General features: G+C 74.1%; 11 protein-coding genes. 6 read left to right on the forward strand and 5 right to left on the reverse strand.

What is annotated here, in order from left to right:
• The first annotated feature begins 2 nt into the window (after positions 1-2).
• Together ABZ898_RS02310 and ABZ898_RS02315 are read left to right on the forward strand one after the other, a co-directional pair.
• The gene (locus ABZ898_RS02310; RefSeq protein ID WP_361651887.1) at positions 3-863 is read left to right on the forward strand and encodes a metal-dependent hydrolase; all 861 of its coding nucleotides are present in this window, start codon (positions 3-5) and stop codon (positions 861-863) included.
• Positions 854-2,161, forward strand: a complete 1,308-nt coding sequence (locus tag ABZ898_RS02315; protein WP_361651888.1) for a condensation domain-containing protein — start codon at positions 854-856, stop codon at positions 2,159-2,161. Before ABZ898_RS02310 ends, ABZ898_RS02315 begins: the two co-directional genes overlap by 10 nt.
• Here the strand turns inward: ABZ898_RS02315 and ABZ898_RS02320 are convergent.
• The 5 genes from ABZ898_RS02320 to ABZ898_RS02340 form a co-directional block, all read right to left on the reverse strand.
• On the reverse strand, positions 2,110-2,997 hold the full coding sequence (locus tag ABZ898_RS02320) for an LLM class flavin-dependent oxidoreductase (protein WP_361651889.1): 888 nt from the start codon (positions 2,995-2,997) through the stop codon (positions 2,110-2,112). The two genes, ABZ898_RS02315 and ABZ898_RS02320, sit on opposite strands and share 52 nt — an antisense overlap.
• The gene (locus ABZ898_RS02325) at positions 2,982-3,182 is read right to left on the reverse strand and encodes a hypothetical protein (protein WP_361651890.1); all 201 of its coding nucleotides are present in this window, start codon (positions 3,180-3,182) and stop codon (positions 2,982-2,984) included. The genes ABZ898_RS02320 and ABZ898_RS02325 overlap by 16 nt, the downstream gene beginning before the upstream one ends.
• Positions 3,183-3,209: 27 nt before the next feature.
• Positions 3,210-3,797, reverse strand: coding sequence for a hypothetical protein (locus tag ABZ898_RS02330; RefSeq protein WP_361651891.1), 588 nt, complete (start codon positions 3,795-3,797; stop codon positions 3,210-3,212).
• Positions 3,798-3,948: 151 nt separating this feature from the next.
• Positions 3,949-5,799, reverse strand: coding sequence for an amino acid adenylation domain-containing protein (locus ABZ898_RS02335; protein WP_361651892.1), 1,851 nt, complete (start codon positions 5,797-5,799; stop codon positions 3,949-3,951).
• A 455-nt stretch (positions 5,800-6,254) separates the two neighbouring features.
• On the reverse strand, positions 6,255-7,283 hold the full coding sequence (locus ABZ898_RS02340) for a LuxR C-terminal-related transcriptional regulator (protein WP_361651893.1): 1,029 nt from the start codon (positions 7,281-7,283) through the stop codon (positions 6,255-6,257).
• A gap of 341 nt (positions 7,284-7,624) precedes the next feature.
• On the opposite strand from ABZ898_RS02340, the gene ABZ898_RS02345 reads away from it, so the two are divergent.
• From ABZ898_RS02345 to ABZ898_RS02360, 4 genes are read left to right on the forward strand one after another with little or no spacing between them, the layout of a single operon-like run.
• Positions 7,625-8,920, forward strand: a complete 1,296-nt coding sequence (locus ABZ898_RS02345; RefSeq protein ID WP_361651894.1) for an ATP-grasp domain-containing protein — start codon at positions 7,625-7,627, stop codon at positions 8,918-8,920.
• Between the two features lie 36 nt (positions 8,921-8,956).
• Positions 8,957-10,192: an FAD-binding oxidoreductase gene (locus ABZ898_RS02350; RefSeq protein WP_361651895.1), complete on the forward strand. Its 1,236-nt coding sequence runs from the start codon at positions 8,957-8,959 to the stop codon at positions 10,190-10,192.
• Positions 10,193-10,200: 8 nt separating this feature from the next.
• On the forward strand, positions 10,201-11,604 hold the full coding sequence (locus ABZ898_RS02355; protein ID WP_361651896.1) for a SidA/IucD/PvdA family monooxygenase: 1,404 nt from the start codon (positions 10,201-10,203) through the stop codon (positions 11,602-11,604).
• A complete protein-coding gene (locus ABZ898_RS02360) occupies positions 11,604-12,932 on the forward strand; it encodes a glutamine synthetase family protein (protein ID WP_361651897.1) in 1,329 nt (442 codons plus the stop codon). The genes ABZ898_RS02355 and ABZ898_RS02360 overlap by 1 nt, the downstream gene beginning before the upstream one ends.
• Positions 12,933-12,935: the final 3 nt, after the last annotated feature.

Genomic DNA, 12,935 nt, shown 5'->3' on the forward strand with positions numbered 1-12,935 from the left:
CGATGCACGGCAACACCCTGGTCACCTTCCCCTCCGGCGCGCTCACCGGCGAAGCCGTGGTCCGCGAAGTGCTCGCCCTGGAAGGCGGGTTCGGTGTCGTCTGCGACACCACGCCCTTCCACCCGGTCGACCACACCTGGCCCGACCAGCCGGCCGACCGGGGCGTGCTCACCGCCCGGTCGGAGGCGTACGCCGTCGAGGACTGCCTGATCGGCGCGGCGCCCCGCGACGGCTCCGCGCCCCTCGCCGTCGGCCCCGGCATCCCGGTGCGCCGCGGCGAGGAGGGCTGGGACTGGCACGTCGTCCACGTCCTCGCGGCGGACCCCGGCCCGCTCACCGGCGAGCGGGTCCGCCTGGACGTGGACGCCGAGCGGCGGTACGGACTCTCCGCCGGGCACACCCTGTGCGAGCTGGCCGGACTGGCGCTCAACCGGATGCTGGCCCCCCACTGGACCAAGGAGGCCAAGCCGGACGCCCTGGGCGCCCCCGACTTCGACAAGCTCGCCATCACCGACTCCCGGATCTCCGCCCGCGCCAGCGTCGACCACTACCGGCTCGGCAAGTCGCTGCGCCGCAAGGGCTTCTCCGCCGAGGGCCTCGCCGCCGGGCTGCCCGGCATCGAGGCCGGGGTCAACACCCTGATGGCCGGCTGGATCGCCGAGGACGCCCCGGTCGGCGTGGCCGCCGAGGGGCCCGGCATCGACGCCCTGCGCCACTTCCGGTGCGGGCTCGCCGAGGGTGAGGCGTCGGCCCTGTGCGGCGGCACCCATGTCACCCGTACCGGCGAACTCGGCCAGGTGCGGATCACGCTGGAACTCTCCGGCGACGGAAGCGAACTGCGGATGGAGGCGGCGTGCTCGTGAACGGCACCGGCGTGCGAGGACCGGCCGCGCTGACGGCCGCGCAGCGAAGACTGTGGGTCACCGAACAGTTCAATCCGGGCAGCGACGCCTACCTCATCGACGCCGTCGTCCGCATCGAACCCGGCGCCGACCCCGGCCTGCTCCGGGCGGCGCTCGCCGACGTCGCCGCCGCGCACGACGCCTTCCGCACCGAGTTCGGCTGGGACGACGACGGCGACCCCGCCCAGTTCGTCCGCGACCGCGTCGAACTCCCCGTACAGCGCGCGACGGAACCCGGCAGCCCGGCCGAGCCCTTCGACCTGGAACACGCCCCGCTCGTCCGCTTCCGCACGGTCCACCGCGACGACACCGTCATCGCACTGGAGCTGACGGCACATCACATCGTGTTCGACGGCTGGTCACTGGGCATCCTGGTCCGCGACCTCGGACTCGCCTACGACGCCCGCGCCGCCGGGGGAAGGGCCGACCTGTCGGGGCGGCCGGGCATGACCGCCTTCGCCGAGGCGGAGGCCGCCTGGCTGGCCGGACCCGAGGGCAAGGCACGGGTCGATTCCCTGGCCGGGCTGCTGCGCGGCGCCCCCGACCTGCTCGCCGTGCCCACCGACCGTCCGCGCTCCGCCCAGGGACCGGACGGCGGCCACGCGGGCGCCGGACTCCACTTCACGCTGCCCTGGGAACTCGCCGAGGACATCACCGAGTTCGCCCGTGAACGGCGCACCACGCTGAACATGGTGGGCCTCGCCGCGTTCTCCGCCGTGCTCGCGCACTGGTCCGGCACCGGCGACATCGTCGTGGGCAGCGCCTTCGCCGGCCGCACCAGCCTCGCCGCCGAGGACTGCGTCGGCTGCTTCATCAACGTCGTCCCGCTCCGGCTCGCCGTCGACACCGGCGCCCCCTTCGACACCCACGTCGACCGGGTGCGCGAAGGGGTGCTGCGGGGCGCCGAGCACCAGGACGTACCGTTCGACAAGCTGGTCGAGGCCCTCAACCCGCCCCGCTCACTCACCCACAACCCGCTGGTCCAGGTGGCGTTCGGGGTGCAGAACACCGAGCCCGCCACCTACGACGGCGGCATACGGCTCACCGGCGAACCCGCCCCGGACGACGACGCCGAGGCCCGGCTCGACCTCACCCTGTGGCTGGAGGAACGCCCCGAGGGGCTGAAGGCGATCTGGACGTACCGCAAGGACCTCTTCGAGCGGACCACCGTGGCCCGGCTCAACCAGTGGTTCTTCCGCACCCTGCGTCAGGGCTGCCTCGACCCCGCCGCACCCCCGGCCGCGCCCGCGCGGAGCTGAGCCACCTCCTGAAGCACCGCGACCCGGCCCGCGTACACGCCCTCGGCGCGCGGATGGTGCACGATCACGTCCGTGAAACCCAGCCCGGCCGCCCGCTCCCGCATCTCGGCGAACCGGGCGGCACTGCTGAGGGAGTAACCGGGACACGCGTCCAGCGACAGATGGCGCTGGAAACCGGGCTCGGGCTTCAGCTCGTCCATGTACCCGGCGAGCCGCTCGACCCCGGCCCACCAGCGTTCCTCGCCGTCCGCGCCCTCGGGACCGATGGTCACCCAGCCGTCGCCCAGCCGGCGGGCCAGACGCAGGGTCCGCGGACCGCTGCCCGCCACGATCAGCGGCACCCGGGACCGGCGCTCCCGCCCGGAGACCGTACGGGCGTCCACAGCCGTGAAGTACTCGCCCCCGAAGTCGACATGGTCCTCGGTGAGCAGCCGGTCCAGCAGCTCGGTGAACTCCGTCAGCCGGTCCGCCCGCTGCTTCGGCGACAGCGGGGGCCGGCCCAGCATCACCGCGTCCACATCGGTGGCGCCCGCGCCCACCCCGCACGAGAAGCGCCCGCCCGAGATCTCGTCCAGCGCCATCACCTCCCGCGACCAGGGCACCGGATGGCGGAAGTTGGGGGAGGTGACGAAGGTGCCGAGCCCGATCCGGGAGGTGACCGCGGCCGCAGCGGCCAGCGTGGCGACCGTGCCCAGCCAGGGTTCGCCCGCAAGGCTCCGCCACGCCAGGTGGTCGTAGGTCCAGGCGTGGTCGAAGCCCAGCTCCTCCACCGCCCGCCAGTGGGCCCGCGCCTCCGGCCAGGTGTGCTCGGGCAGGATCACTACGCCGACTCGCACCGCTCACCCCGATCCACGGACCGCTCGCTCAGCGTGGTGCTCACATCGATCGGGTGGTACAGCGTGCGGCCCGACTCCCGGTAGCGGCGCCAGCCGTGCTGACTGGCCAGGCGGTACACGGTCCCGGCGGGAACCCGCCAGATCTCGACGACGTCGGTGACGCTCAGTCCCAGTGGACTTGCCATGTGGGTGGTTCTTCCCTGCTCGGACGGTCAGACGGGGCAGGCGGCGCGCGGGATGAAGGCGTGCCACTCGTGCGGGGCCCAGCGGTGGGCGGGATCGCTGTCGCACCGGATCTCGGACGCCGCCGCGGCGCCCCCGGAGCGCATGTGGGCGACGAGGTTCCCGGCGCACTCCGGCTCCCGGCACGCGCCCACGGACACCTGCCGGGACTGCCCCGGCTGTACGCAGCGCCCGGCCAGCGCCACCGACTCCTCAAGCTCACCGAGGAGTTCGTGCAGTGCGGGATGCCGGGCCAGCCACTCCAGATGACGGCGCAGGAACGCCACCATCTCCCGGACCTCCCGGTCCGGCGCGCCGACCCGGCGCTCGTCCGCGACCAGCGCCGACCACGACGACAGGACCGCCATGAGGGCCGACCGCGCCTCCACCGCCTGGCTGCGCACGGGCAGTGCCTCGGTGCGTGAGGTCCCCGAGACACGCAGGAGAGAGGGGGCACCGGCGGGTGAGAGGGCCTGCTCCGCCTCCGCGTACAGGCGCGGCAGCCGGGACAGGGTGGTCTGGAGGGCGTCGAAACACCGCGCGCACAGGGTGCCGTGCGGGCGGCTCGAAGCCGTCACGTCCGGCCGGATCACACGGCGGCAGCCCACACAGGTGTGGATCGGAGGCATGACACATCAGTCCCTGATGTTCTCGGGTGTCCACTCGCCTGCGGACACGCCAACGGGAATCGGGAGAAAGGGGCGGAACGTGACGGAGAGAGGTTCCGCGCTAGGTGCGGGGGAGTGCGGGGGATTCGGCGCGGCGCGCCTCGACCAGCCGGACCATGTCCGCCAGCCGGGGATTCGCCAGCAAATCCTTCTGAGAGACCCGGACACCGAGATCGCGCGATATCCGCATCTGCATCCGGAACGCCATGAGGGAATGCCCGCCGAGCTGGAAGAAATCCGCATCTCGCGTGATTTCCTCCGTGCCGAGGAGTTCCTCCCACAACCGGGACAGATAAGTCTCGGTACCGCTCGCGGCATCCGCCGCGGCGGCCGTCCTCCGGCGGGGCGCCGGGTCGATCAGCGCCACCGCGGCCCGGTCGGCCTTGCCGTTGACCGTGCGCGGCAGTTCCGGCAGATGCAGATAGCGCGCGGGCCGCATGTACGGCGGCAGATCGCGCCCCGCGTGCTCGTGCAGCGGTCCCGCCTCCACCGGGTCGCCGTCGGAGGTGGTGTACGCGCACACCAGCCGCTCGTCACCCGGCCGGAAGGTGTGCACCCACACCACCGCGTCACCGACTCGGGGGTGGTCGCGCACCACGGACTCGATCTCGCTCAGCTCGATGCGGTGGCCGCGCAGCTTCACCTGGAGGTCGGCCCGGCCGTGGTAGCGCAGGCCCCCGTCGGGGCGGGTGCTCACCAGGTCCCCGGAGCGGTAGTAGCGCACGGCCCGCTCTCCGTCGGCGACGGTGACGAACCGTTCGGCGTTCAGCTCCGGGCGCCCCAGGTAGCCGGCGGTGACCTGCGGCCCGGCCAGCCACAGCTCGCCCCGCGCGGCGTCCCGGCCGTCCTCGTCCACCACGCGCGTGCGGAACCCGGGCAGCGGCCGGCCCACGCGCGAGTCGTCCCCGGCCAGATCCTCGGACGTGACCTCGTGGTACGTCGCGTGGACGGTGACCTCGGTGATCCCGTACATGTTGACCAGCCGGGGACCGTCCAGGCCGTACCGGCCGGCCCAGGGCCGCAGCAGTCCCGGCGTCAGCTTCTCGCCGCCGAAGACCACATAGCGCAGGGCGGGCAGCGCGGTGCCCGAGGCGAGCGCCGTGGCGGAGAGCGCGGCGAACGCGGTCGGGGTCTGGTTCAGCACCGTCACCCCCCGCCCGGCGACCACGGCCAGGGTGCTCTCGGCGGAGCGGGCCGCGTCCTGCGGGAGGACGACCAGGCGGGCGCCGGTGGTCAGCGCGCCCCACATCTCCCACACGGCGAAGTCGAAGGCGAGGGAGTGGAAGAGCAGCCAGCGGTCCTCGGCCGTGAAGGCGAACAGGCCCGAGGCGGCGGCCAGCAGGGCGGACACCGCCGCGTGCGTCACCGGAACGCCCTTGGGACGGCCGGTGGTTCCGGAGGTGTAGATGACGTAGGCGGTGTCCCCGGGCACAGGGGCGCTCACGCCGGGCGGTGCCGGGGGAGCGGTCCGCAGCAGCTCCAGCTCCCGCCCGGTCAGGACGGGCAGGCCGCTCGCGTCACCACCGGCGGTGTCGTCGGCGGTGTCGCCGTGGTCGCCGATCAGCGCGGAGGCGGCACAGTCTTCGAGGATGAACGCGTTGCGCGAGGGCGGATTGCGCACGTCCAGCGGGACGTAGGCCGCGCCCGCCCGGACGATGCCCGCGATCGCCGCGATCGCGCCGGGTCCCGGGGCCAGCCGGACGGCCACCCGGTCGCCGGGCCGGACGCCAAGACCGGCCAGCGCGGCGCGGACGGCGTCGGACCACAGGTCGAGCCCCGCGTAGGTCAGCCGGTCGTCCCCGCACTCCACGGCGACGCTGTCGCCTCTGGTCCGGAAAGAATGCAGTAAAGCGTCGACAAGGGTCCCGCCTCCTCGGTGTTCTTCCTCCGGAAGCGGCGCACTGCCGTCCAATGTTGCCCCCGTTTTAATCTCTGTGAAGAGGATGGCCGAAGGTCGGGACGGGACAGGCCCGTCCCGTACTGACTATCTGCCTAAAAAGAGGTGGTCAGGAGATGTGTCCCACATCGTGCGGCAGCCTCCTTGCCGGTGACGTGAATTCCTGGAGCCCGAGGATTTCCGCCCCACCCTAGGGCGGGTGAATATGCCGGGGCAAGAGCCTTTGCTCGGTCTGTTGGGGCGGACACATTCGCAGGGATAAGGCAACGGTATTCGCGGTTTTCGCGTCGGCGGAGTTCGCGCCGGCCGGCACGGGCTGGGCTCTCGCGCGGCGGCGGACCAGGTGCCGGGGTGGGGTGCCGGGCGGGAAGTACGGGTGGGGGGTGGGCTTGCCCCGCGTCGAGGTCCGTCTCGGGTCCACAGTAGCCCACACCCGCCAACTCGGGCTGTGACCCGATCGGTTGAACCGGTCACCCGGAGGCGTGCGCGTCGTCCTCCCGGAGCGCCGAGGCGAGCAGAAAGCCCAGGTGGGTGCGGTTGTGCGCCCCGAGCTGAGTCATGAGCTTGGCGATGTGCTGGCGGCAGGAGCGCTCGCTGATGCCGAGGTGACGGGCGACGGCCGCGTCCTTGGGCTCCTCCAGCAGCAGCCGGGCGATGGCCCGCTGCATGTCCGAGATGACGAGGCCGTCCCGGCGGCTGGCGTAGGCCGAGGCGAACGGCGCGGCCGTCCGCCAGGCCGTCTCGAACGCGCTGACCAGGAACGACACCACTCCCTGGTGGCTGATCCGCAGCACGCCGGGACCGTCGTGCGCGGGCGCGAACGCCGTGCGCCGGTCGAAGACGATGAGCCGGGGGAACAGGGTGTGCAGCGTGCGCACCTCCGCGCCCGCCTCGGTCAGGCGCTCCACGTACGCCTCCGTGGCCGGGTTGAAGCGGGCGCTGTGCTGGTAGACGGTGCGCATCCGCACGCCCCGCCGGAGCATCGCCATGTCCCGGTGCTGCGCCTGGTCCAGCACGCCGACCGGCCTCGGACCGCCCGGCTGGGCCGTCAGCACCTCCGTACGGCAGTCGAGGGCCTGCTCCTCCAGCACCGCGTCGATGTCCCGGACGTCCACGGTGAGCAGGTCGCCGGAGCGGTCGCCGGACCGCCGCTCCGTGTCCCGTACCTCGCGCAGCGCCGCGAACTCCCCGCGCACGGTGTCGATCCGGTCCTGCGCGTCCCGCGCCGCGCGCCGCAGCGGGGGTACCGCGCGCGCCTCGGCGGCCTCCAGCAGACGGCGGCTGTACACACCCGGACGCCCGGGTTCCGGTACCAGCAGACCCAGTTCCTCCAGCCGCCGGAACGCGCGCTCGGCGAGCGGCTCGGACAGGCCGAGGCCCCGCTGCAGTTCGTCCCGGTCCCAGGCACCCTGCCGGAGCGCCACGGCGTACAGCAACCGCATCGCGTGGGTGACCGCGTCCAGTCCGCTTTCGTCGTTTTCCTCATGTTTGGTTGTCATTCATTCAGCCTTCCGCATCCGGCAGTGCCTATCCATGATCCGTCCAGGACGTGGCGACCACACCCCCTCGATGGCAAGGATCGAGTCCGGATTTCGGACAACGAGATTCCGACAACGGGGAGATAACGGGCACATGACTACGCCCATGGGGTGCGTGAGCATCCATTTCGAGCAACCGACCGCGTCCGCGACGGCCTTGGCGCCGGCGGCGCGGCCATCCGGAACACCACACGGTGGACGCCGCACCCGCGCGGGCCGGGCCGTACCGGCCGCCGACACCGGCTGGGGGTGAGCGGCGGCACACGACCGCCGCCGCAGTCACCCCACCACCTAGGAAAGACATGGCACTGGACACCCGCGCCCTTCTGCTGCTCGTCCGCGTCGGCTGCCTGCGCGAGCAGGCCCTGCGCTCCTGGACCGCCCGTCCGGACATCGACCTGGCGCTCGCCGAGAGCGCCACCGCCGCCTACCTGCGCCTGGCCGACCGCCAGGTCCCGCTCTCACCTCAGCGGCCCGCCGAGGAGATCTACGAAGCCTGCCGCGCCCAACTGGCCGCCGCACCCGGCCGCAAGGGCGTCATCGGCTTCCTGGACTCCACCCTGCCCGTGGTGGCCCGCCTCGCCGAGGAGTTCGGGCTGCCCGGCTGCCCGCCCGGCACGCTGCGCAACCTGACGGACAAGTCGTGGGCCCGCGCCCGCCTCGCCGAATGCTCCGTCCCCGGACCGGAGTTCCGGGTGCTGGACGCCGCCCTGACCGGGACCGGCGCGCGCACGCGGGCCCTGGCCGGCCTGCGCCACCCCTTCATCCTCAAACCCGCCGACTCCTCCGCGGGCCGGGGCGTGATCCGCGTCGCCGGACCCGACGAGACCGACGACGCCTGGGAGCACGCGGCCGCCTTCACCAAGAACGGCACCCTGCTCGCCGAGGAGGAACTGTTCGGCGACGAGATCAGCGTGGAGACGCTGACCATCGACGGCCGCACCGTCGTCCTCGCCCGCACCGAGAAACTCGCCACCCGCGACGACTCGTTCGTGGAACTCGGCCAGGCGGTGCCCGCCCGGCTGCCCGGCGCACTCGCGGAGCGCGTCGAGGAGGTGGCCGTCGCCGCGCTCAAGGCCGTCGGCTTCGACCACGGCATCGCGCACACCGAGATGATCCTCGGCCCCGACGGCCCCCGGATCGTCGAGGTCAACCCCCGCCCCGCGGGCGACTGCATCCTCGACCTCGTCCACCTCACCACCGGCACCGACGTGTACGGCCTCGCCGCCGACCTCGCCCTCGGCGAACCGGTCGACCTCGACGCGCTCGCCGCCGCCCGGCCCGCTGGGGGCGCCGCGATCCGCTTCCTCACCGCCCCGGCCGGGGTCGTCCGCCGGATCGACGGGGTGCCCGAGGCCGCCGCGCTGCTGGACCCGGCCCGGGAGCGGCTGGTGCTGCTCACCCGCCCCGGCGACGTGGTCGAACCCGTCACCACCAACCTGCACCGCCTGGGCTACGTCCTCACCGTGGGCCCGGACACCGAGACCGCCGTGGCCCGCGCCGAGCGCGCCGCCGCCCTGGTCGGCATCGTCACGTCACCGCCCGCGCCCGGCGAGCCGCCCGCGCGCCGGCTGCCCAGCTCCGAGTGCTGGACCTGAGCCCCGGTGACCACATCCTCGTACGCAAGGAACCCCATGCGATCCCCCGACTCCTGCTGGCTGGCGAGCGGACCGCGCTGGACGGGCGGCGGCACGCCGCTGCCGGGCCGCGCCGACGTCCTCGTGCTCGGCGCCGGTGTCATGGGCTCGACGCTCGCCTACTGGCTCGCCCGGGCCGGCCGCGCACCCCTGGTCGTCGACCGCAACGACAGCCCCGCCGAGGGCTCGTCCGGCCGCAACGCCGGACGCGTCATCCAGGGCGGCAACGCCCAGCACGCGCCCGCCATCGACCGGCTCGGCCACGAGCAGGCCCTCGCCGTCTACCGCGCCACCCTCGTCAACCGCGACCTGGTCCGCGAGGTCACCGCCCGCGAGGGCATCGACGCCCACCGCACCACCACCGCCAAACTCGACCTCACCGACAGCGAGGACGAGGCGCTCGAACTCAAGCGGACCGCCGACGCCCTGTGCGCCGACGGCATCGCCGCCGAGTGGCTCGACCTGCCCGAGGCCCGCCGGGTGTTCGGCACCGACCTGCCCGACACCGTGCTCGGCGGACTGCACCGGCCCGACCAGGACGCCGTGCACTCGGTGGGCTACGTGCGCGGCATCGCCGACGCGGCCCGCCGCCACGGCGCCGTGTTCGGCCTCGGCGTCACCGCGACCTCCGTCGAGCGGACGGACGACGGCACCTGGCGCGTCACCACCGACGCGGGCGACGTCGTCGCCGACCATGTCGTGGTCGCCCTCAACGCCTGGACCGGACGGCTGCTGCCCGAACTCGACGCCCTGATCACCCCGGTGCGCGGCCAGCTCGTGCAGACCGCGCCCGTGCCCTTCCGCATCCCGCAGTGGGGCCTGGACCGGGGCCTGGTCTACGGCGGCCAGAACATGGACGGCTCCCTGCTCCTGGGCGGCCTGCGCGCCACCGTGCCCGGCCGCGACGAGGGCATCGACCTGCCCGCCGACGACAACACCCCGGCCTTCTCGCCCGAGCTGGCCGACCGGCTCGCCACCGCGCTGCCGTCCCTGCTGCCCGAGACGGCCGGCGTCCCCGTGGTGCGCGCCTGGAGCGGCGTCATGGCCTTCACCCCGGACCGCTGCCCCCTCGTCGGCGAGCTGCCCGGCCGCCCCGGACTGTGGGTCATGGCCGCCTTCAGCGGACACGGCATGCCCTACTCCCAGGTCCTCGCCCACCAGCTCGCCGAACGCCTCCAGGGCGGCCACGGCGCGGGCATACCGGCCGCCTTCGACCCGGCCAGATTCCGGTGAGGGCGGCGATGAGACACCTCGCACCGCACCCGCCCGCCCCGTCCGCCGGCCCGGCCCTCGCACACGGGGGCTCCGGCGACGCCCTGCCCCTGCTGGTCATCGGCGCCGGCCCCAAGGCCGTCGCCCTCGCCGTCAAGGCCAAGGTGCTCCGGGAGGCCGGGCTCGACGCGCCCGAGGTGGTCGCCGTCGAACGCGACCGCACCGCCGCCCACTGGCGCGAGGGACACGGCTGGACCAACGGCCGCCAGAGCCTGGGCACCCTGCCCGAGAAGGACCTCGGCTTCCCCTACGACGCCACCGCCTGGGGCGACCCGCACGATCCGCTCGTCGCCGAGATCGTCCGCCTCACCTCCGGCTACGGCTGGGCCGGACACCTCATGAGCCGCGGCGGCTACGCCCGCTGGGTCGACCGGGGCCGCCCCCAGCCCAGCCACCGCGAATGGGCCGACTACCTCGACTGGGCCGCCCGCGAGGCCGGTCTGCGCGTCGTCACCGGCGAGGTGCACAGCGCCGAGGCCGACGACGACGGCTGGACCCTCGGCCACACCGCCCCCGGCGGACACGGCACCGTACGCGGCCGGGCCCTGGTGGTGTCCGGGCCCGGCCCCTCCGGCACCGCGCTCACCGCCGACGACGACCGGGTGCTGGACACCGCCGGCTTCTGGCGGCTCGCGGTCGCCGGACTGCCCTCCCGGATACGGCACGTGGTGGTCGTCGGCTCCGGCGAGACCGCAGGCACCGTGGTCCGCGAACTCGCCGTCGCCCAGGAGCGCGAGGTCACCGTCGTCACCCCGCGCGCCGCCCTCTACAGCCGCGGCGAGAGCCCCTTCGAGAACCGCTACTACAGCGACCCCACCGGCTGGACCGCGCTCACCGAGAGCGACCGCAGGGAGTTCATCCGGCGCACCGACCGCGCCGTCTTCTCCCTCGACGTCCAGCAGGACCTGGCCCGCACCGCACGGGTGAGCTGGCGGCCCGGCCGGGCCACCGGCACCCGCCCGGGCACCCCGGTCGCGCTCACCTACGAGTACGGCGGACGGCCCGGCGCGATCGAGGCCGACCTCGTGGTGGACGCCACCGGCGGCGACCCCATGTGGTTCACCGCACTGCTCGGTCCGCGCGCCCGCGCCGCCCTCACCGCGGCCGTCGGCGGCACCCTCGCCCGCACCGCCGTGGAGCGGGCCGTGGACCGCTCGCTCGCCGTGCCCGGCCTGCCCGCCCCGCTGCACCTGCCCAACCTGGCGGCCCTCGCCCAGGGTCCGGGCTTCCCCAACCTCAGCTCCCTCGGCCTGCTCGCCGACCGGGTCCTGTGCGCCCATGTCCCGCCGAGGTCCCGTCCGGGCCTCGCGGTCGCGTGCGCCGTGCCCGGCCGGGCGGGCACGCCGGCCCCGTACTACCGAGGAGAAGCGTGATGGCCACCGCCGTCCCGGCCGGGCAGCAGCCCGCCGACACCGACTTCGTCCAGTTGCTCTTCACCGACATCGCCGGACGGCTGAAGACGCTGGAGATCCCCGCCGCCCGCTGGGACGCGGTACGCGCCGACGGCTGGACCCTGGACGGCTCCGTCCTGCTCGGCTTCGGCGACCCCGACCACAGCGACCTGCGGCTCGTCCCCGACCCGGACACCTTCGTCGTCCGCCCCTGGCCCACCCCCGCCGGCCGCACCGTCGGCATGGTCCTGTGCGACGTACGGGACGCGGCGGGCCGCCCCTTCGCCGCCGACCCCAGGGCCGTGCTGCGCCGGGCCGTCGAGGACTCCGAACGCCGCGGACTGCGGCCCGTGTTCGGCGTCGAGGCCGAGTTCTACCTGCTGCGCGAGTCCGCCCCCGGCCGCCTCGACCCCTCCGACCGGGGCGGGTACTGGGACCTGGGCGAGACCGAGGAGGCCGACGAGGTCTGCCGCGACATCAGCGAGGCCCTGGACCGCATGGGCCTGACCGTCACCGGCCACCACCACGAGGTGTGCCCCGGCCAGCGCGAGATCGTCTTCCTGCACGGCGACGCCCTCACCACCGCCGACCGGCTGCTCCTGCTCAAGCACACCGCCCGGGCCATGGCCCGCCGCCGGGGCCTCAAGGCCGTCTTCATGCCCAAGCCGCTCGCCCACCTGTACGGCAACGCGCTGCACGTCCACGTCTCGATGCGCGGCACCGAGGACGACCGCCCCCTGTTCCACGACGGCGACGACCAGCAGGGCATGTCCGCGCTGTTCCGCGCCTGCCTCGCCGGAGTCCTGGACCACGCCCCCGCGCTCACCGCGCTCGGCAACCCCACCGTCAACTCCTACAAGCGGATGGTCCCCGCCTCCGGCACGCCGGTGCACGTCAGCTGGGCCCGGCACAACCGCTCCACCGCGTTCAAGGTCGTCGGCGACCCGGCCGTGCCCGGCTCCACCCGGCTGGAACTGCGCAGCCCCGACCCGGCCGCCAACCCGCACCTGCTGTTCGCCGGTGTCCTCGCCGCGTTCGCCGACGGCGCGGAGCGCGGGCTGAAGCTGCCCGACGCCTGCGAGGAGCCCGCCGACACCCTCGGCGCCGCCGAACTCGCCGCCCGCGGCATCGCCCCGCTCCCCACCGACCTGCCCACCGCGCTGCGCGCCCTCGCCGAGGACACCGTCGTACGCGGTGCCCTCGGGGACCTCGCCGCCTCCGCCCACGAACAGCACTGCCGCGCCGACTTCAACGCCTGGCACCGGATCGTCACCCCGTGGGAGGTGGAACGGTACGCGGATTCCGTGTGAGCA

It is taken from the genome of Streptomyces sp. NPDC046860 (assembly GCF_040645115.1).
Taxonomy (GTDB): Bacteria; Actinomycetota; Actinomycetes; order Streptomycetales; family Streptomycetaceae; genus Streptomyces.

Excerpts from the sequence above, each read along its gene's own strand:
- ABZ898_RS02350 (WP_361651895.1), top strand. The coding sequence starts at position 8,957 with ATGCGATCCCCCGACTCCTGCTGGCTGGCGAGCGGACCGCGCTGGACG.
- ABZ898_RS02360 (WP_361651897.1), top strand. The coding sequence starts at position 11,604 with ATGGCCACCGCCGTCCCGGCCGGGCAGCAGCCCGCCGACACCGACTTC.
- ABZ898_RS02340 (WP_361651893.1), bottom strand. The coding sequence starts at position 7,283 with ATGACAACCAAACATGAGGAAAACGACGAAAGCGGACTGGACGCGGTC.
- ABZ898_RS02325 (WP_361651890.1), bottom strand. The coding sequence starts at position 3,182 with ATGGCAAGTCCACTGGGACTGAGCGTCACCGACGTCGTCGAGATCTGG.
- ABZ898_RS02355 (WP_361651896.1), top strand. The coding sequence starts at position 10,201 with ATGAGACACCTCGCACCGCACCCGCCCGCCCCGTCCGCCGGCCCGGCC.
- ABZ898_RS02310 (WP_361651887.1), top strand. The coding sequence starts at position 3 with ATGCACGGCAACACCCTGGTCACCTTCCCCTCCGGCGCGCTCACCGGC.
- ABZ898_RS02345 (WP_361651894.1), top strand. The coding sequence starts at position 7,625 with ATGGCACTGGACACCCGCGCCCTTCTGCTGCTCGTCCGCGTCGGCTGC.